Below are 17,779 nucleotides of genomic sequence, written 5' to 3' on the forward strand. Positions count from 1 at the left end.
CGATCCCCGTCCCGGAGAGTGTTCCGCATGCGTATTCACGCCCAAGGTCTCGTCGTCGCCGTGACCCTTCTTCTGGCGGCGTCGCCCGTCGCCGCGTCGCCGCGCGCGAACTCGGCCGAGGCCTTGCGCAAGCTGCGCGACCTGAACGGCGGCGTCTTCGTCGTCGCCCACCGCGGCTGCCACAACCCGGCGCCCTCGCGGGGCCTTTTCGACCCGACCCCGGAGAACTCGCTGCAGGCGCTGGAACGCTGCATCGCGCTGGGCGTGGACATGGTCGAGGTTGACGTGCGCCGCACCAAGGACGGGGTGCTGGTGATCCTTCACGATGCGACGGTCGACCGGACCACCAACGGAACCGGGCGTCTAGCCGACATGACCGCGGCCGAGTTCAAGCGCCTGCGGCTGCGCCAGAATTTCGGCGGGTCGATGTCGCCGATGCTGACCGACGAGGCGCCGTCAACGCTCGACGAGTTCCTGGCCCGGGCCAAGGGTCGGATGATGCTGAACCTCGACATCAAGGAGCCGATCCAGGCCGAGGTCGCCGCCGCCGTAGTCAAGGCCGGCGTCGCCGACGAGATGCTGATCAAGGCCGACGCCGGTCCGGAAGCGCCGCCGATGGCCGACCAGGCGCCGTTCAACGATCTGCCGTTCATGCCCATGCTCCGGTCGTCGCCGATGGGCAAGGCGACAGACGTCGGCGCGATCGTCGCCCGCCAGGCTTCGGCTACCCACAGGATCCCGGCGGTGGAGATGATCTTCCTGCGGCCCGAGGAGTTCCAAGCCGTGCGCGCCTCCGCCCGCCAGGCTGGCGTACGCCTGTGGAACAACGTCCTGACTTCCGTGGGGGTGATCGGCGTGGTGGGTTACGGTGGCGATCTCGACGCGTTGCGGACGCCGGACGGGATCTGGGGGCGGCAGATCTCGGAGGGGATCTCGATCTTCCAGACCGACGAACCGGCCCCGCTGCTCGACTATATCGCGTCCCGGCGCTTCAAGTCCGTTGGGCGCTAAAGCGAGTTTGTGACTGGGTGATGCACAAGGTCCGCTTTCTGGAGGTGCGCCAACGGCGGCAAATGGCGCGACCCGGCCGAAGGCACGACCTTCGGTGCGGTTGGCGGGGGTGGGAAGCTAACTGACATGAGGCGCCTTCATGACGTCATAAGCGACGATGTCGACCGAGGCGTCGGCGCCGTCTCCTACCACCCTCCGCTTCAATGACCGCCGCTCGTATTGATCGGACCTTTCGGCTTAGGCGCCAGCCAGATCAAAGCCCCGGTGAAGGCAAGGCACAACGCCACCACGGCGAACATGTTGAGCGTGGCGAGCATCACGCTCTGGCTTTCGACGACATTGGTCAGCAAGGCGGTCGCCGTTTCGCGCGACAGGCCAGACCCAACCATCGTCTCGATCGTGGCGGGCCCCTGTTGCATCGCGCCAACCAATCCGGACTGATTGACTCGGGCGGCGTTGATCCAACCCGTCTGCACCAGAGACGCGGCGAAGGCGGTGGCGAGCGTGCGCAGAAAATTGGAGATGCCGGCGGCGTCGGCCTGTTCGTTCGGATCGACGCTGGCGATACACAAGCCGGTGATAGGAATGAACAACATCATCAGGAACGGGCCCGTCAGTAGCATCGGCCAGGCCATCTGCAGAAAAGTCATATCGGGCGTGAAGCCGATGCGCCAAACCGAGATGAGCGCCAGCCCTCCTATGCCGGTCGAGATGATCAAGCGCGGGTCGATTTTTGCCGAAGCAGCACCGATGATCGGTGAAGCGAACACCGCGAAAATACCCATTATTCCGGTGGCATAGCCGGCCCAGGTCGCGGTGTAGCCCATGTTCTGCTGCAGCCACAGCGGGATAAGGACGATGGTCGCGAAGAAGGCGCCAAAGCTCATGGCATAGGTGACCGACGCCACGACGAAGCCGCGGTGCCGAAACACCCGCAGGTTAACAATGGGGTGTTTTTCGGTCAGCTCCCAGATCAGGAACGCGATGAAACCGATGGCCGCGACAACGGCCAGGGCGCGGATTTCGGTCGCCGCGAACCAATCGAGATTACGCCCCTCGTCGAGTAAAAGTTGGAGGGAGGTAACCCACGTGACGAGAAGGGCTAGTCCGACCACGTCGATCGGCGATCGGGCTGTTTCCTCGCGTCGCCCACGCAGCAGATATAACAGGCTCGCCGCGCCAAAGGCGGCCAATGGGACGTTGATGAAAAATATCCACGCCCAGCCGGCGTTGTCGGAGATCACGCCGCCCAGGATGGGCCCGGCAATAGGCGCGACCGTGGTGGTCATCGCCCAGATGATCGTCGCGAGCGTCGCTTTCTCCGAGGGAAAGACGCGCAGCAGCAGCGTCAGCGAGAGAGGTCGCATCATTCCGCCGGCAAGGCCCAGCAGGATCCGGCCCGCGATCAGCATCTCGATCGAGCGCGACAGGCCGCACAGCAACGAAATAGCGCCAAAGGCGATAAAAGCCGAAATGAACATCCTCTGTTCGCCGAAGCGCCGGGCCAGCCAGCCCGCCAGTGGGACGGTTATGGCGTCGGCGACGGCATAGAAGGTGATGACCCTGGTCGCCTCCGTCACCGACACGCCGAGCGAACCGGCGATGTGCGGGATGGACACGTTCGCGATGCTCGAGTCGAGAACGACGATGAAATTGCCAAGGCCAATCAGCAACGCCGCGAAAATAAGGGTCGCGCCGGTGAGCGGCTTCGCCATGGCCGGCGCGGCAGCAGTGTCCGTCATGTCCGGGTTCCGCTTAGTTCGAGAGATTCACGGTGGCGTTCATCGACAATCCGACCCGCAGCGGATGTTCGGCCAGTTCCTTCGGATCGAGCGCGATCCGCACGGGCAGGCGCTGAACCACCTTGATCCAGTTGCCCGTGGCGTTCTGGGCGGGGACAACCGCGAAGGCGGCGCCGGTGCCGCCCGAGAAGCCGATGACGCGGCCGTGATACTCAACACCCTCGCCGTAGAGATCGGAGGTGAGGGTGACGCGCTGGCCTGGCTTGACGCGGGCCAGCTGGCCTTCCTTGAAGTTGGCGTCGACGAACGCGGCTTGGACAGGCACCACCATCATCATCGACGCGCCCGCCGGGACACGCTGTCCGACCTGAACCTGGCGACGGGAAACAACGCCGTCGACCGGCGCGCGCACCACCGTGCGATCAAGGTCCACCCGCGCCTGATCGCGCGCGGCGCGCGCGGCCAGAACTTCCGGATTGGCTTCGGGGGCGGCGCCGGCGATCAGGGCGCGATTGGCGTCGCGGCTGCCCACCGCTGAGGTCTGGTTGGCCTGCGCCTGGGCGTTCTCGGCCTGTGCGACCTTCAGGTTCGCGGTGGCCGTGCTGTAGGCGTTGCGCGCGATGGTCAGTTCATCGCCGGAGACGGAACCCGACGCCGCGAGCGTTTCGCGACGGTCAAGATCGATCTTGGCCTTGGCGAGATCGGCGCGCGCCGCGACGATCCGTGCTTCAGCGCGGGCCTGATCGGCGACGCGCGCCGTCACCTGGGCGCCAAGGCCGCTATCGGTCGCGAGGAGCCCGCGAACCCGGCGTTCAGTCAGCGAAAGCTCGGCTTCGGCGCGGGCCAGCGCGAGGCGGGCGTCCGTGTCGTCGAGCCGCACAAGGATGTCGCCGCGCTTCACACGCTGTGCGTCGTCGACCAGCACCTCGCGCACCGGACCGCCGATCAGCGGCGTCACCTGGGCGACATTGGCGCCAACATAGGCGTTGTCGGTCGAGACCCGTCGCGAGGCGATAAAATGGACGTAGGCCCAATAGAGAATGGCGAGGCCGACCACCACCATCGCGAAAATCGCGAACATCTTTCGGCGCTTGGCTTTTGCAGCGGAGGCAGTCGGGGCTTCGGCGGCCAAGGGAGCCGCCGCCAGGTTTTGAGTGGACATCTGGAGATCCTTCAGGAACGGAAGCCGCCGCCGAGCGCGCGGATAAGGCCGACATTGAGGACGAATTTGCGATTGCGGAGCGTGGCGAGGTTGCGCCGCGCATCGATCAGGGCGTCTTCGGCCACGAGCACATCGAGAGACGTGGCAAGCCCGCCCTGGTAGCGATTGTTGGCGACTGTCCAGGCCGCCGCCGCGGCGCGCTCGGCTTCATCGGCCCTGCCGATGCGTTCGGCGAGCGCCCGTTCGCTGGCGGCGGCGTCGGCGACCTCGCGCAGGGCCTGGGCGAGCGCGCCGTCATATTCGGCGACGGCGCCGCGATAGTCGGCTTCAGCGGCGCGATAAGCGCCGGTCAGTCGTCCCCCGTCGAAGATCGGCAGGCTGACGGCCGGTCCGGCCGTGCCGAAGGTCGAGCCCGACTTGACGAGATCGCCAATGCCGATCGACTGAAACCCGATCAGCCCGGCAAGGTTGACGTTCGGATAGAAAGCGGTGCGCGCCTGCTTGATCCGGCTTGCGGCCGCCTGCGCCCTGAGCCGCGCGGCGATCACGTCGGGACGGCGCCCGATAAGGTCGGCCGGCAAGTTGGCGGGGAGACCGAAGTCCTCCGCCGCGCGCGCGGTCGGCCGCTCGATGGAAAGGCCTCTATCGGGCCCCGCACCGAGCAGCACAGCGATCCGATTGCGCGTGAGCGAGACGGTTTCATTCAGCGCGGCAAGCTCTCCCTGAGAGGCGGCGAGCGCCGAACGCGCCCGCTCGACGGCGCCGGCGTTTTCAAGCCCCTGCGCCCGTCGCCCATCCATCAGTTCGACAGTGCGTCGCCGCACCTCGACGGCGCGCCGCGCCGCATCGGCTTGCGCGAAGAGATCGGCGAGATCGGCATAGGCTTGCGCGATACCGGCCGATAAGATCAGGCGGGTCGCGGCCGCCTCGGCCTGGGCCGCCGCGGCATCTGAACGCGCCGCGGCAAGCGCGGCCCGGTTCCGCCCCCAGAAATCCAGCTCCCAATCCAGCCGCGCCGTCGCCTGGCCATAGTCTTGCCAGCCTTGGGGTGCGAGCGCGCGTGGGGTGAGGTAGTTGTAGCTCTGCTTGGTCCCGCCGATCTCCCCATTGGCCTGGATCGATGGCAGCAGTCGGCTGCGTGCTTGCCGTACCAGCGCCTCGGCCCGTTCGAACCGCGCCTGCGCGACGCGCAGATCGGTCGCGGCCAACAGGCCTTCTTCGATCAGCGCCGTCAGTTGCGGATCGCCGAAGCCTTCCCACCAACGATCTGACGGCCAGGATGTCTCGGGCGCCGCCAGACTTGCGGCGCTTGCGAAGGCGCTCGCTGGCCGCATCGCCGGCGCCGCGCCTTGTTTCGGCAGGCCCGCGCAGCCGCCAAGCAGCAAAACCGCCAAAATCGAGGTGGAGCAGATCGGGCTCTTACGCATCGGGCTGCTCCGCCTCGATCTGGGCGGCCAGTTCGCCCGCGAGCAGCCGTGCGGCGACACCTTCGGCTTCCGCTTCGGAAGCGGAGACGAGGATCGGATAGCCCCAGAATTTCTGGAAGACGGGCGCCGAGGTCTTGGCGAGGAAGCGCTTCGCCGGGCTCGGCTCGACATACACCATCGCCCGGACATAGGCGTGGAGCGCCTGGCGGTTGCGCTTCATCCACAGCGTCACCCGCTTTCGTTCCTCGGCCGACTGAACCTGGTCAGGTTCCGCGCCGAGACCGATCAAGACGAAGGGCGTCTTACGCTCGAGGAGATTCTCGAAAAGCTGGAAGCTGACGTCATCGCCTCGGTCATCGGTGCGATTATAGTGCATCCGCACTATCGGAAACTGCGTGTCGTCCACCAGCATGGCCTGAATCCAACAAGTTCATCATTCCAAGCCTTCCTAGGCTCTTGATGTCATTTTGGATTTGGCCGCTCGGGCAGATGATTTATCGAAACCGCCAATCTTCTAGATCCGTGCGGGCGCCTGGCGGTCCGTCGGCCGGATCAAGCAAGGCCGCGCATCAAAGCCCCAGCGCTCTCTGAGCCTCCATCATCGTGGATATGATTTTGGGCTTGCTCTGTTGCGGCGTCGCCGTGGGCGCCGCGCTCCGCCGCGCGGCCAGGAACTGCCCCGGCGGCTGCCCCATGACCTTCTTGAACATCGTGATGAAAGCGCTGGCGCTTTCGTAACCGAGATCGAACGAGACGGTCTGCACGGGCGCGCCTTCGGTCAGACGCTCGATCGCGAACATCACCTGGAACTGCTGGCGCCACCGCCCAAAGCTCATGCCGGTCTGGCTCACGATGAGCCTGAACAGGCTGCGCTCGCTCATGGCGACGATCCGGGCCCATTCCCCGATGGTCGTACGATTGGCGGGATCGGCCGATAGGGTCTTGGCGATGGTTCGCAACCGCGGGTCGGCCGGCATGGGCAGATGGAGCGTTCCCATTGGCGCGCGCTCGAGCTGGTCGAGCATGGCCTGAACAAGACGACCGTCAGCGCCGTCGACATCATAGAGGGACGGGAGGCGGGACACGGCGATCAGCAGCTCGCGCAACAGCGGCCCCGTCGAGAAGGTGCTGCAGGCCGCGGGCAGGTTGCGGGCAAGTTCGGGATCGATGAAGAGCGTGTAGACCTCGAGGTCGCCAGCGCAGCGCACGCTATGCTCCATGTCGCCAGGGATCCACAGCGCGCATTGCCGTGGGACCATCCACAGACCGTGCGCCACTTCGCACGTGATCAGGCCGCGGACCGCCAGGATGAGTTGCGCTTTGCGATGGTGATGCGGCGGTTGCTCGAAACCTTCCGTGAAAAGCTCCATCCCCACCGCCGAAACGGGCCGGGGAATCTCCTCGGGCTCGAAAATTTCGTAGTCGTCGCTTTGCATCGCTCTGCTCCCCAGGGGCAGCCTTCAATCTGCCGGCAAAGCTCCAAAAGTGCGAGCAATTCTCAACTAGGTGGCGGTATTGCGAAACTCTTTGGCGATATCGCTCAATCCGGCAGAGCTACAGGCGCCTGATCACGGTCCGCCATCGCCACGGCGCGGGGGGAACGGCGATGCTTCAGCATCGGCCGGGCGACGAAGAAGGCTGTTAGGAGCAGCGTGGCGTCGACCGCCCAGCTCATCGGGTCGATGGCGGGAAGGCCGCCCGCCGCGCTGATCGCGGCATGGACGAGCGCCAGTCCCGCCAGCGCCACCGCCGTCGCCGCGCGCAAGCCGCCCCCCAGGCGCGCCTGCATCGAGGGCAAACAGGCCAATGCGTAGGCTGCTATCGTGCCCGCGGCCCAGCCGAGCAGCGGCGCGGCCTTCGCGTCCGTCGCCAGCGACGGGACCGCGGCGAGCACGAGGGCTAACGGTTGCCCCCAGATCGTGGCTGTCCACAGCCGCTCCATGACCGGCGCGGGGCGGCCCTTGTCGCGCCGACGCGCCAACCAGATCCGGAAGCCGCTTGCCGTGACGACGCACATCGACAGGCCAAGGACGCCGTAGGCAAGCTTGACGAAGATCCCGCCGAACCAGCCGAAGTGGAGCGGCTGAATGGCGAAGATCATCTGTTGGCCGAGTGACCGCTTGGCGACGTCTGACGCGAAGACCTTCCGACCCTGGCTATCGAAGACGACGCGCTCGCTAAGAACGAGACTGCGCGGGTCGCGCAGGCCGATCCCGATCAACTGACCCTTGGCGCCCGGCTGCTGGATGTCGACCGACTGGAGCGTGAGGCCCGGAGCGGCGGCGGTCGCCGCGGCGATGAATGGCGCGACGGATGGAACCTGATCGTCATGAGACGCGTGAGCCGCCGAGCGTGCGGAAGGACCCGCGAAATCGGTGAAGGCCTTGGCCATGTCGCCCTTGTACGTGGTCGCGGCGACACTGCCGAAAACGATGATGAAGACGCCGAGGAAGGCGGCGGTGAAGGCGATGATGAAGTGGAAAGGCAAGCCCCAGACGCCGATGCGGTTATGGAGGTCAGCCTGACCCAACCGCTCAGACCCGCCGCTGCGAAGCCGGAAAGCATCTTTGATGATGCGCGGATGGGCAAGAACGCCGGAGATCACCAGCGCCAGCAACGCCATCCCCGCCAGCGCCACGATCACCGTGCCGATGCCGAAGGGGAGATGAAGGTTGACATGCAGCCCCACGAGAAAGTCGCTGACATCGTGGCGCACCTTCATGGCCGGGTGACCGGATGCGTCGGCGTACCAGCTCCCGCCACCCGCGCTCTCACGACCTCTCGCCGAGAGCAGAAGATGCGGATTGGAGGGGGAGGGGAGGGTCACCGAAATCGATGGCGCCGCTTCCTTGGGCGCTTTCTCGCGGAGCATTGCTATGCCCCGATCAATCGCGCCGGGTGCGACGGCGACCACCCGAGGAGCCGCGGGCTGTTCCCAGAGTTGCAGCTCCTGCACGAAGACGACGACGCTTCCAGTCAGGCAAATCAGGTAAATGGCGGCGCTGAGCGCGAGGCCCAGTGCGGAATGACCCGCCAGCATGGCGCTGACCCAGCTATTGGAAATCAGCGGTTTGCGCGTGGCGGGGCCGAGGCGATTGTTCATGCGAGCAAGATCCAGGCAATGGCGACGCCGGCGATCGCGGACGCCCCGGTCATGCCGAGGACAGGGCGCAGCAGGACGCGATCGCTCAGCATCCAAATAACGAGGCATGCCCAGAGCAGCGGTACGAGGACGACGGCGACGGCGAAGCGGTCGAGCCGCGCCCCCGGCGCTACGCCGGCCACCGCCGCGCCGATCGCGTTGGCGGTGATCGCGGTGAGAAGGAGCGCGGCCAAGCCTCTCGCCCAGCCCCGCCAGCGTATCCGGGGCCGCTCGTCGGGCTCGATCGACTTTTCGTCAATGGCGCGTAGCGCCGATCGTCGGGCCGGCCGGCGCTCCTCGCCGAGTTTGACGACGGTCATCGCGCACAGGCTGAAGGCGAGGAGAGCCGCGACCAGGCCGACGACCATCCCGAGCCAGAAGGCGTAAAGAGCAACGGCCAGGATCAGCATCAGCCAACCGGCCGCCGCCCAAAGCTTGCGCCGCGTTCCCGCGCCTTTCCATGCTGTCCGCAGCATCAGGACCGACGCAACGCACGCCGCCATCCCAAAGGCCCCCACTATCTGCTCGATCGGGAAATCTCCGTACCTTCAGTTCTGAAAACGCGAATTGATTGCAACAAGGTGATAGGGCGGCTCGCCGGCGAGCGCGTTGCGCGAGTCCGCCAAAGAGTTTCGAGATGCCGCCAAGCCCGCCATGGCTTCGCGCGACGAAGAGGATTGGAGCCCGAGCGGCCCAAATTGGCGGGATTGCAAAAGAAGCTGACGGGCGAGGCGGATGCTCGAAGGCAGGGCCTGGCCTAAGCCTTCACTGCGACTGAGTTGCATGTGCTGCCGAGGCCTTTCGGCGCCTAACAGGACAGGATGTCATGAGCCGAGTTGCTTCGACCCGCATTTCGCTCCGCTATTGGGGTTAACGACAGTGATGCACGCCAAGCCGACCAGCATGAGGGCGCGCCATTGGCATGAGCGTCTGATCATAAAGGCGATGCGCCTGCTGGCGGCGCCGACGCCTGGGCCATCCGCGGGCGAGGAACTGCTCCGTGGCGCTGGCATGGATGAGGATGGAATATCGGCGCTGGCCGCCGTCGTCGCCCTCTTGCCGCGGTTCTTGCCCGCGGCGCGTCTTCACGACATCGACTCGCCCTTCGTCTCGTCGGGCGAGATCCTCCTTCTTGGCGAACTCGCGCGTCGTCAGCGCTCCGAGTTTGCGCGCGGGGCCCTACGCTGGCCGCTCAAGGTCGCGCCGTCGCTCGATCGGCTGCTCGACGCCTCGGCTTGCGCGCTCGCCGCGGCCGACCTCTTCCTATTTTATCGGACCATTTCCGCCGCGCTCGATCACGCCCGGGAAATCCCCCGCCAAGGAACAATTCCGTGACCGATGCCTCGCCATGCTTCCGGCTCGCGCGCCAACTGTCCAGACTATGAATGTGAACCCCACGCGGCGCCCGCTGCTGGCGGCGTGCGTCGACTCCATGACCGACGGCTTCGACCTTCACGAGCATCGGCACCCAGAGTGCGCGCTGATCTATACGGCGAAGGGCGTGCTCAACTGCGAGGCGGACGGCCAGATCTGGACCATTCCGCCCAAGTGCGCGATCTGGATTCCGTCGAACGTCCCTCACCGATCCTGGGCGTTTGGCCGGATCGAGTCTTACGCGTTGTTCGTCGATCCAAAGCTTGATCCTCGCCCAGGCGAAAGCTGCTGCGCCATCGCGGTGTCGCCGCTGTTGCGGGAGTTGCTGTTTCGTGTCGCCGCGTTCCCCGCGCTCTATGCGATGGACGGGCCCGAAGCGCGCTTGCTGCCGGTCGTTCTCGACGAACTCGGCGCGGCGCGCCGGGAGCATCTGCGTTTGCCGCTGCCCGCGGATCCCGAGCTGCGGCGATTGACCGACCTCATCATGTCGGACCCGTCGCGCAAGGCTTCGGTGGCGCAGTGGGCGGCGCTGATGTCCATGACCGAGCGCACCTTGGCCCGGAGGCTCAACCGGGAAATCGGGATGAGCCTGGGACAGTGGCGCCGCCAGTTTCACGTGGCCCGCGCCATGCAATGGATGGCCGATGGACGCAGCATCAAGTCCATAGCCTTCGATCTCGGCTACGAAAGTACGAGCAGTTTCGTGACCATGTTCAGGAAGATGGTAGGGGCGTCTCCCGCCCGCTATTTTTCTGGCCTGGAAGGGGAGGGCGGCGATTAGATCAGGCCGGCTTGACCTGACTTGGCGCACAGGCGTCAACGCAAAAGCGCATGGCGTCTCCACTCGAAGGTTCCCGTGAAGACGCCATGCGGGTGCGGGCCTCAGTACCGGAAGTTCAGCGTCAGCATGGCGTTTCGCGGCGCTCCCACGGCCGCGGTGTCGTAGAAGCCAGCCCGCATCCAATAACGCTTGTCGAGCAGGTTGTTGACGTTCACCGAAGCAGACACACGATCGCTCAGCGCATAGCGCGCCAGGACATTGACCAGCACGTAGCTTCCTTGGACGACGGTTACGCCCCGCTGGAGCCCGCCCTGACCATTCGGCCGGTTGATCCCCGTGAACTGAATGTCGCTTTGCCAGTGGACACCGCCGCCAATCGTCAGCCGGTCCAAGGCTCCCGGCAGGTTATAGCTCGTAAAGAGCTTCAGCGTCCGGCGAGGTTCTTGCGGATTGAGGCGCGCGCCGTCGGGGGTTTCGCTTTTCAGCCAGCTGAAGCCGCCTGACACGTTCCAGCCCGGCAGAATTTCGCCGTTCGCTTCCAGCTCGAAGCCTCTGGTCTTGGTTCCGTCGACCGCGACATAGGCGGTGTTCAGCGGATTGGTCGGATCGAAGAACCCGACATCCTGCTGCGCCAGTTTGTCCAGCCGCGTGTCGAACAGGGTCAGGGAGGTGTTCAGTTTGCCGCCGAAGAACTCGCCTTTGACGCCGGCTTCTCGACTATTGCCTCTGGTGGGGTCCAGGATGTCGCCGTTACGGTCCCGCCGCTCCGGCTGCGGCTTGAATATCTCGGTATAGCTCGCGAACAGCGTGACATTTTTAGTCAGGTCATAGGTCGCGCCGACATAGGGCGTGAACCTGTTTTGCCGATACCTGACGCTTGCGGAACCGACCTCATCGTCATTCAGCTCAAACCGATTGAAACGGCCGCCGAGGATGATCTTGAGGTCATCCGTGGGCGAGAGGCGGGTCGCCGCGTAGACCCCATATCTTCTGGTCCTGACATTCGAGTCCATGGACCAGGGCATCGAGTTGTTCTCGAAGTCGAAGCGAGGAATCGCGCCCACCTGGTCGATTGACGGCGCGGGCGTCGCCGAGAAGGGAAAATACAGGTTGGTCGCAAGGCGAGATCCTGGCGTGTCCTGTTTCGTTCGCGACAGCGTCGTGCCGACAATCAGCTCGTGCCGCTTGCCGAAAAGTTCGACCGGCCCGTTCGTTTGCACGTCCAGCGTATCCTGGCTCGTCTTGCCGCTGAATTTCGTGCCGGCGCCCATCACCGGGACGCTGGAGAAACCCGTCTGCCGATCCGGATAGAAGCCGATAGACCTTCTGGGATTGGCGGGATCGATCCCCGCCAGCGCGAACAACTCCCCGTCATGGTTCAGTTGCGAGTGGGTCAGCGCGCTCTTGAACTTCCAGCCATTGGCGAACTCGTGGGACAGGTTTACGAACGCCGTCTTGGATTCGACCTCATAATAGGTCCATGGCGGCGACAGGCTCGCTGAACGACGCAGATCCGTCGTCAAGGCGCCGTCGCTGTAGAAAAGCGGGGCGGCGCCCCAGGTCGAGCCCTTGGGCTTGTTGTGCTGATATTCGAAGCCCGCGGTCAGGATCGTGTGGTCGGTCAGATCAGCTTCGATCACCCCGTAGCCGATGGCCTTCTTCTGCTGGTAGAAATCGAGATAGGAGTCCTGATCCTGATAGACGCCGATGAGCCGCGCGCGGATGCTGCCGTCGCCGGTGAGCGGCGTGGAGACGTCGAGCGTGCCGCGATAGTTTTCCCAGGATCCCGCCAGCGCCGATGCGCCTATGGCGAAATCGTTCTTTGGACGCTTGCGGATCAGATTGATCGACGCGGACGGATTGCCCGCGCCCGTGAGGAGGCCGGTTGCGCCTCTCACGACCTCGACGCGATCATAAAGAGCGGTGTCGATGAACCCGATGCCGTTATCGAGCGAGCTCACCACGCCGTCATACATGATATTGTCGACGGCAAATCCGCGCGACGAGTAGTTGACGCGTTCGGAATCAATGAAATTCCGGGTCACGCCGGCCGCGCTTTGCAGCACGGAGTCCAGACTCGTGAGGTTCTGGTCCTCCATATTCTGGCTGGTGATGACCGTAACCGCCTGCGGAATTTGTCTCAGTCGGAGCGGCAGGCCGAGCGCGGCGCCGGTTGAACGCGTCGTATAGGAGCCGGTGCGTTCGGTGGTCTCGCCCTCCTGGACGCCGGTAATGATGATTTCGGAGACGCCCGTGACCGCATCCGGACCGTCTCGTCGCGAGGTGCTTTGTTGTTCATCCAGCGGACCAACCGCTTGCGCCTGGGCCGCGCCATTCGCACTGACGATCGCGCATGCGATGAGAGAGCCCACCCCCCGGGCGATTGCCCGCCCACGTCCGCCATGATCGTCTCGCGACCAACTCGAACGATTTCGAACTCCGTCTTTTGTCCCGAACATTGAGACCCCTTTGCGAACTCATGCGAATAACTCGCATTAACAACTGATGGGTCTCATACAGGGCGCCTTGCGATCTGGCGCGTGTCGGGACGGACAATCGATTTCGCAATTCGGACAACGCGCGCGAAAAGCGCGGAGCGAGCGAGCTACAGTGCGCCGGAGGGGCGTGAGCGGTGGTCCCGAACGTCGCATTCCTGGAGGTGCGCCAACGGCGGCAAAAGACTCGCATGCGACCTTTTGACGATCACGACCTCTTGGCGCGAAGCTGCCTCGCGCGGCGGTGGGCGGCTGAATGATCGTCCTGGCGCTGGTTCTCGTGGCGCTGGCCTTCGGCCTGCTGTTGGCCGGGCGGATCGGTCGCCGATAGGCGAGGCCGTAAAGTCTTCCGTGGCGTTCCCCCACCGGAGGCCTCGGAAGAGGTCTGCAAGACAGGGTTGCTAGGCCATCTTCATGGTCCCCCCTGGATCGCCGAGAAAGGTTCGTGGAAGGTTTGCACGCCAGGTGGGCGAGGCGGAAACCCCGCCGTTCCGCGCCGCAAGGAGACTGTTCCTATGCTCGATCGCTCGCCGACCAAGCACAGCCCGACCCGGGAAAGCGGTCGTTCCCTGATCTGGGTGCTGTTTCAATCGGTGGTGCTGGTCACGGTCGTGGTCTTCATGGTCGTGCAGCTGTTCGACCCGAGCAAGGCCGCCATGGCCGACGCCAAGCGCGTGGACCTTGCTCACCTGGCGACCGAGATCAGCGACAACCTGCCCTGGATTCTTACCTTGATGGCGATGATGATGGCGGGCGTCTTCGCGGCGCTCCATCTGGGCCTGAGGCCGCTGAGGCGGATCTCCGAGCGCGCCGGCGAGATCGGGCCGGCCACCGTCAGCCAGCGGCTGCCGCTGGAGGCGACACCGCGCGAGATCGCGCCGCTGGTCATGGCCTTCAACGCCGCGCTTGATCGCCTTGAGGCGGGCCTGCGGGCCCAGCGTGACTTCTCCGCCAACGCCGCGCATGAACTGCGGACGCCCCTGGCGACGCTGCGGGCGCAGGTCGAGAGTCTGCTGGAACCGAGCGAGCGCCGGGAGGCCATGGAGGAGTTCGACCGTCTGTCGCGCTTGATCGCCCAGTTGCTGACGCTGGCCGAGGCCGACGGCGACACGCCGGCCAGTGTCTCCTTTGACCTGGTCGAGACGGCGCGCGAGTTCACGCGGGACATGGCCGGCGCCATCGTGGCGAGCGGCCGCACGATCGCCTTCGACAGTGCTCCCGACCATTGGGAGTGCCGCGGCGCGCCGGGCCTGGTCGAGGTCGCCTTGCGCAATCTGCTCGACAACGCCGTGCGACATACGCCGCGGGGCAGCGAGATTCTCGTCACGATCGACGTCTTCGGCCGCCTGACGGTCAGCGACGACGGGCCCGGCGTGCCCTCCGATTTCCGCGATCGCCTGTTCCAGCGGTTCAGCAAGGCCGATCCGCGTGGGGCCGGCGCGGGCCTGGGCCTCTCGGTCGTCAGCCGGATCATGACGCTGCACGGCGGCGAGGCGCGGCTGGACCCGGGGGAGGCCGGGGCGCGCTTCGTCCTCGACTTCTCCCGGCGCGGTCTCGGCGGCCGGAACACCCGTCCATGAGGGTGCTCTTCATCGAGGACAACACCAAGCTGGGCGAGGCGACCCTGAAGTCTCTCGCCAAGATCGGTTTCGCGGTCGACCTCTTCGAGACGCGCGAGGACGGCTGGCACGCCTGGCGGGTCGCACCCTATGACGTCGTTATCCTGGACATCATGCTGGCCCGCGAGAGCGGCCTGGACCTGTTGGCCAGCGCGCGGGCCGCGGGGCTGTCGACGCCGGTCCTGCTGCTGACGGCGCTAGGCAGCGTCGGCGAGCGGGTGCGCGGCCTCGACGCCGGGGCCGACGACTATCTGGTCAAACCGTTCGCGATCGAGGAACTGGTGGCGCGGCTGCGGGCCCTGAGGCGGCGGCCGTCGCCCCTGGCCGAGTCGGTCATCCGCTATGGCGACGTCGTCTACGACGCCGCCGCCCGCGAGCTGGCCGTGGGCGAGGGGCGCACGAGCCTGTCGCGGGGCGAGAGCATCGTCCTGGAGCGCTTCCTGCGATCGCCCGAGCGGGTGATCACCAAGGCGCAGCTGGGCGAGAGCCTGCATTCCCTGGAGCAGGACTACACGGAAAACTCCATCCAGGTTCACGTCCACAGGGTGCGCCGCAAACTGTCGGACCTGGGGGCGAACGTGTCGATCCGCGCCTTGCGGGGGCTCGGCTACATGGCCGTGATCATATAGCCAAGAGGGCGATGGCGATCGGCTAGCGCCATCGTCAGGCTCTGAAAGGTTGGCGGAAGTTTCGGTTTCCAGGGTGCGCGCGTCGTCACCTGGAGACCGATGAATGACCATCCTCCACCCGGCTCGCCGCCCCGCGGACCGCGCTATTGTCCTCACCGTCAGGATCGCCATGCTCGGCGCGGTCTCGGCGCTCGCCGCCTGTCAGTCGATGCCGACCGAGCGTTCCGGCTATCTTTCGAGCTACAGCGGGCTGGCCGAGGCCAAGCCCGGCAAGCGGCGCGATGAGGCTGCTTCGGAGGCGATCCGGCGGGTCTATATCGAGCCGACGGTCCTGCGGCTCAACGCCCGGACGTCGATTAAGCCGTCGGATCAGGCGATGGTGCGCCAGGAGATCGATCGGCAGCTCTGCTATAAGCTTAGCCGTCGATTCGAGATCGCTCCGCAGCCGGAAGAGGGCGCCGCGCGCGTACGCGCCGCCGTCGCCCACATCGCCCCCACCAACCCCGGCGGATCCGCCGCCACAGCCGCCGCCAGCTTCTTCATTCCGGTGCCGATCCTGAAGGTCAGGCCCCCGGGAATATCCGGCGGACTGGTCGCCGAGGCCGAACTCGTCGCGCCCGACGGTCGCCAGGCGGCCGTGATCACCTGGGCGAAGTCGACTGAGGGGATCAGCAACATGGATCCCTCGTTGTCGCCGGTCGGCGACGCCCTGCAGCTGTCGGAGAAGTTCGCCGACGCCGCAGGCAAGGCCTTCGCCGCCAAGGCGAGCAAGAAACACGCGGTTCCCAGACCCGACCCCTGCGCCCGCTTCGGGCCGCGCATCGGCGCACGCGCCGTGGGTGGGATGATCATGGGCTTCGGCACGGGGCTGTATACCCCGTCCGTGACCGGCGCCGGCCGGCCGCCCGAAGACGAGACGCCCGCCAAAGCCCCCAAGCCCTGAAGCGCCGAACGAGGGCGGCCGGCCGGCCGCCGCGCATCGCCCGGATTGATCCCGACATGAAAAGACTTGCTTGCGGCCTGGCGCTGACGCCCCTGGTCGCGCTGGGCGGCTGCGTCCTGCAGCCGGACTACCAGCGCCCGGTGATCAAGGTCACCGAGGCCTGGAGTAACGCGCCGCCGTCCCCCGCGACCCCGGCCGGAGACGGCTGGTGGACGCTGCTGAACGACCGGGCTGTCGATCGGCTGGTCGCCGCCGGCCTGGATGGCGGTCCCACCCTGGCCGAGGCCGCCGCTCGCCTGGATCAGGCGCGGGCGGCCCTGTCGATCCAGGACGCGGCGCGGGGACCCACGCTTTCCGTCAAAGCCGGCGCACAGCGGGCGCGGGATCGCGCCGGGGGCGGCGAGGCGACGACCAGCCAGAGCACGGGGTCGGTCGGCGTCGGCCTGGCCTGGGAACTGGATCTGTGGGGCCGAGTGCGCGAGGGCGCCACCGCCGCCCGCTATCGCCTTACAGCCAGCGCCGCCGAAGCGGACGCCGCGCGGCTGTCGGTCGTCGGCGAGATCGTCGACGCCACGCTGGCGCTTCGAGCCTGCGACGCCAGGACGACTCTGCGCGACCTCGACATCGCCTCCCGGCAGGCCGAGCTGGCGGTCACGCGCGCGCGCCTGGCGGCCGGCAGCGTCCCGCCGGTGACGCTGGCGACCGCGCTGGGCGACCTGGCCGCCGCGCGCACCGATCGCATCGCCCAGGATGAAGCGTGCCGCCGGCTGGTCAACGCGCTGGCGGCGCTGAGCGGGCTGGAGGGCTCCGAGGTCAGGAGCCTGCTGGCGACCGGCGAGCCCATCGCCGCGCCGCCGCCCTTCACCCCGGCGCTGCCCGCGACCGTGCTGCTCAGCCATCCCACGGTCGTCGCGGCCGAGCGCGAGGTCGCTGCGCGATGGTCGGAGATCGCCGTGGCGCGCGCCGAAAGGCTGCCGCGCGTCGATCTGGCCGCGACGCTGAGCGGTCAGTGGATCCGGGCGCTGGGCGCCACCAGGTCCTATGGCGCGGGGTCGACGGGCCTGAACCTGGCCGGTCCGCTGCTGGACGGCGGCGCCGGGGCGGCCAGGGTGCGCGGCGCGCAGGCCCGCTACCGGGAGGCGGCAGCGCATCTGGACCTCACGGTCAGGACGCTAGCGCGGGACGTCGAGGATGCGCTAACCGCCCAGCAGTCGGCGCTGGAGCGGATCGAAACCTCGCACGACGCCCTGGGGGCGGCCGCCTTCGCGCTGGAGGCCAACGCGGCCCGCTGGCGCATCGGCGCCATCGCCCAGGTGGAGCTGGAAGCCTCCCGCCGCCAATACAACCAGGCCCAGGACAGCGCCGCCGCCGCCGCCGCCGACCGGGCGCGCGCCTGGGTGGCGCTGGTCCGGACGACGGGCGCGCCGAATCCAAGAACAACCCCATGAACAAGG

The 17,779-nt window shown here is 66.5% G+C and carries 15 protein-coding genes; 7 read left to right on the forward strand and 8 right to left on the reverse strand.

The features are described from left to right. The first annotated feature begins 27 nt into the window (after positions 1 to 27). On the forward strand, positions 28 to 1,011 hold the full coding sequence (locus tag AC07R7_RS05900) for a glycerophosphodiester phosphodiesterase family protein (RefSeq protein WP_492888036.1): 984 nt from the start codon (positions 28 to 30) through the stop codon (positions 1,009 to 1,011). Positions 1,012 to 1,211: 200 nt separating this feature from the next. Here AC07R7_RS05900 and AC07R7_RS05905 read toward each other — a convergent pair whose 3' ends face one another. The 7 genes from AC07R7_RS05905 to AC07R7_RS05935 all read right to left on the reverse strand — a co-directional run bounded on the left by AC07R7_RS05905 (position 1,212) and on the right by AC07R7_RS05935 (position 8,894). After that, entirely contained in the window at positions 1,212 to 2,753 is a 1,542-nt protein-coding gene (locus AC07R7_RS05905; protein ID WP_494634479.1) for a DHA2 family efflux MFS transporter permease subunit, read from the reverse strand. Positions 2,754 to 2,766: 13 nt separating this feature from the next. Further along, complete coding sequence (locus AC07R7_RS05910) at positions 2,767 to 3,885, reverse strand: HlyD family secretion protein (RefSeq protein WP_494634480.1); 1,119 nt, start codon at positions 3,883 to 3,885, stop codon at positions 2,767 to 2,769. A gap of 41 nt (positions 3,886 to 3,926) precedes the next feature. After that, a complete protein-coding gene (locus tag AC07R7_RS05915; RefSeq protein WP_494634481.1) occupies positions 3,927 to 5,342 on the reverse strand; it encodes an efflux transporter outer membrane subunit in 1,416 nt (471 codons plus the stop codon). Next, positions 5,335 to 5,754, reverse strand: a complete 420-nt coding sequence (locus AC07R7_RS05920) for a hypothetical protein (protein WP_494634482.1) — start codon at positions 5,752 to 5,754, stop codon at positions 5,335 to 5,337. The genes AC07R7_RS05915 and AC07R7_RS05920 overlap by 8 nt, the downstream gene beginning before the upstream one ends. Positions 5,755 to 5,911: 157 nt before the next feature. Beyond that, positions 5,912 to 6,778, reverse strand: a complete 867-nt coding sequence (locus AC07R7_RS05925) for an AraC family transcriptional regulator (protein ID WP_494634483.1) — start codon at positions 6,776 to 6,778, stop codon at positions 5,912 to 5,914. 104 nt (positions 6,779 to 6,882) lie between these two features. Continuing rightward, positions 6,883 to 8,445: a PepSY-associated TM helix domain-containing protein gene (locus AC07R7_RS05930; RefSeq protein ID WP_494634484.1), complete on the reverse strand. Its 1,563-nt coding sequence runs from the start codon at positions 8,443 to 8,445 to the stop codon at positions 6,883 to 6,885. Continuing rightward, positions 8,442 to 8,894, reverse strand: coding sequence for a hypothetical protein (locus AC07R7_RS05935; protein ID WP_494634485.1), 453 nt, complete (start codon positions 8,892 to 8,894; stop codon positions 8,442 to 8,444). Before AC07R7_RS05935 ends, AC07R7_RS05930 begins: the two co-directional genes overlap by 4 nt. A 472-nt stretch (positions 8,895 to 9,366) precedes the next feature. Here AC07R7_RS05935 and AC07R7_RS05940 point away from each other — a divergent pair, with 472 nt between their 5' ends. Beyond that, positions 9,367 to 9,819: a hypothetical protein gene (locus tag AC07R7_RS05940; protein WP_494634486.1), complete on the forward strand. Its 453-nt coding sequence runs from the start codon at positions 9,367 to 9,369 to the stop codon at positions 9,817 to 9,819. Between the two features lie 97 nt (positions 9,820 to 9,916). Continuing rightward, a complete protein-coding gene (locus AC07R7_RS05945) occupies positions 9,917 to 10,639 on the forward strand; it encodes an AraC family transcriptional regulator (protein ID WP_494634487.1) in 723 nt (240 codons plus the stop codon). Between the two features lie 101 nt (positions 10,640 to 10,740). Here the strand turns inward: AC07R7_RS05945 and AC07R7_RS05950 are convergent, their stop codons facing one another. After that, a complete protein-coding gene (locus tag AC07R7_RS05950; RefSeq protein WP_494634488.1) occupies positions 10,741 to 13,011 on the reverse strand; it encodes a TonB-dependent siderophore receptor in 2,271 nt (756 codons plus the stop codon). 638 nt (positions 13,012 to 13,649) lie between these two features. Here AC07R7_RS05950 and AC07R7_RS05955 point away from each other — a divergent pair. From AC07R7_RS05955 to AC07R7_RS05970, 4 genes are all read left to right on the forward strand, one after another. Further along, positions 13,650 to 14,714 carry a sensor histidine kinase gene (locus AC07R7_RS05955; RefSeq protein WP_494634489.1) on the forward strand — a complete coding sequence of 355 codons (1,065 nt, stop codon included), beginning with the start codon at positions 13,650 to 13,652 and terminating at the stop codon, positions 14,712 to 14,714. After that, positions 14,711 to 15,382 (forward strand): response regulator transcription factor, encoded by a 672-nt coding sequence (locus AC07R7_RS05960; RefSeq protein ID WP_492888023.1) that lies wholly within the window; start codon positions 14,711 to 14,713, stop codon positions 15,380 to 15,382. Before AC07R7_RS05955 ends, AC07R7_RS05960 begins: the two co-directional genes overlap by 4 nt. Positions 15,383 to 15,551: 169 nt before the next feature. Beyond that, positions 15,552 to 16,325 carry a DUF3313 family protein gene (locus AC07R7_RS05965; protein WP_494634490.1) on the forward strand — a complete coding sequence of 258 codons (774 nt, stop codon included), beginning with the start codon at positions 15,552 to 15,554 and terminating at the stop codon, positions 16,323 to 16,325. 56 nt (positions 16,326 to 16,381) lie between these two features. Continuing rightward, on the forward strand, positions 16,382 to 17,773 hold the full coding sequence (locus tag AC07R7_RS05970) for an efflux transporter outer membrane subunit (protein WP_494634491.1): 1,392 nt from the start codon (positions 16,382 to 16,384) through the stop codon (positions 17,771 to 17,773). Positions 17,774 to 17,779: the final 6 nt, after the last annotated feature.

This window comes from Caulobacter sp. GW821-FHT05F04 (assembly GCF_059419665.1).

Coding starts and splice junctions, on each gene's coding strand:
- AC07R7_RS05900 (WP_492888036.1), top strand. CDS start 28: ATGCGTATTCACGCCCAAGGTCTCGTCGTCGCCGTGACCCTTCTTCTG.
- AC07R7_RS05905 (WP_494634479.1), bottom strand. CDS start 2,753: ATGACGGACACTGCTGCCGCGCCGGCCATGGCGAAGCCGCTCACCGGC.
- AC07R7_RS05915 (WP_494634481.1), bottom strand. CDS start 5,342: ATGCGTAAGAGCCCGATCTGCTCCACCTCGATTTTGGCGGTTTTGCTG.
- AC07R7_RS05920 (WP_494634482.1), bottom strand. CDS start 5,754: ATGCTGGTGGACGACACGCAGTTTCCGATAGTGCGGATGCACTATAAT.
- AC07R7_RS05925 (WP_494634483.1), bottom strand. CDS start 6,778: ATGCAAAGCGACGACTACGAAATTTTCGAGCCCGAGGAGATTCCCCGG.
- AC07R7_RS05930 (WP_494634484.1), bottom strand. CDS start 8,445: ATGAACAATCGCCTCGGCCCCGCCACGCGCAAACCGCTGATTTCCAAT.
- AC07R7_RS05935 (WP_494634485.1), bottom strand. CDS start 8,894: ATGCTGATCCTGGCCGTTGCTCTTTACGCCTTCTGGCTCGGGATGGTC.
- AC07R7_RS05940 (WP_494634486.1), top strand. CDS start 9,367: ATGCACGCCAAGCCGACCAGCATGAGGGCGCGCCATTGGCATGAGCGT.
- AC07R7_RS05945 (WP_494634487.1), top strand. CDS start 9,917: ATGACCGACGGCTTCGACCTTCACGAGCATCGGCACCCAGAGTGCGCG.
- AC07R7_RS05955 (WP_494634489.1), top strand. CDS start 13,650: ATGCTCGATCGCTCGCCGACCAAGCACAGCCCGACCCGGGAAAGCGGT.
- AC07R7_RS05960 (WP_492888023.1), top strand. CDS start 14,711: ATGAGGGTGCTCTTCATCGAGGACAACACCAAGCTGGGCGAGGCGACC.
- AC07R7_RS05965 (WP_494634490.1), top strand. CDS start 15,552: ATGCTCGGCGCGGTCTCGGCGCTCGCCGCCTGTCAGTCGATGCCGACC.
- AC07R7_RS05970 (WP_494634491.1), top strand. CDS start 16,382: ATGAAAAGACTTGCTTGCGGCCTGGCGCTGACGCCCCTGGTCGCGCTG.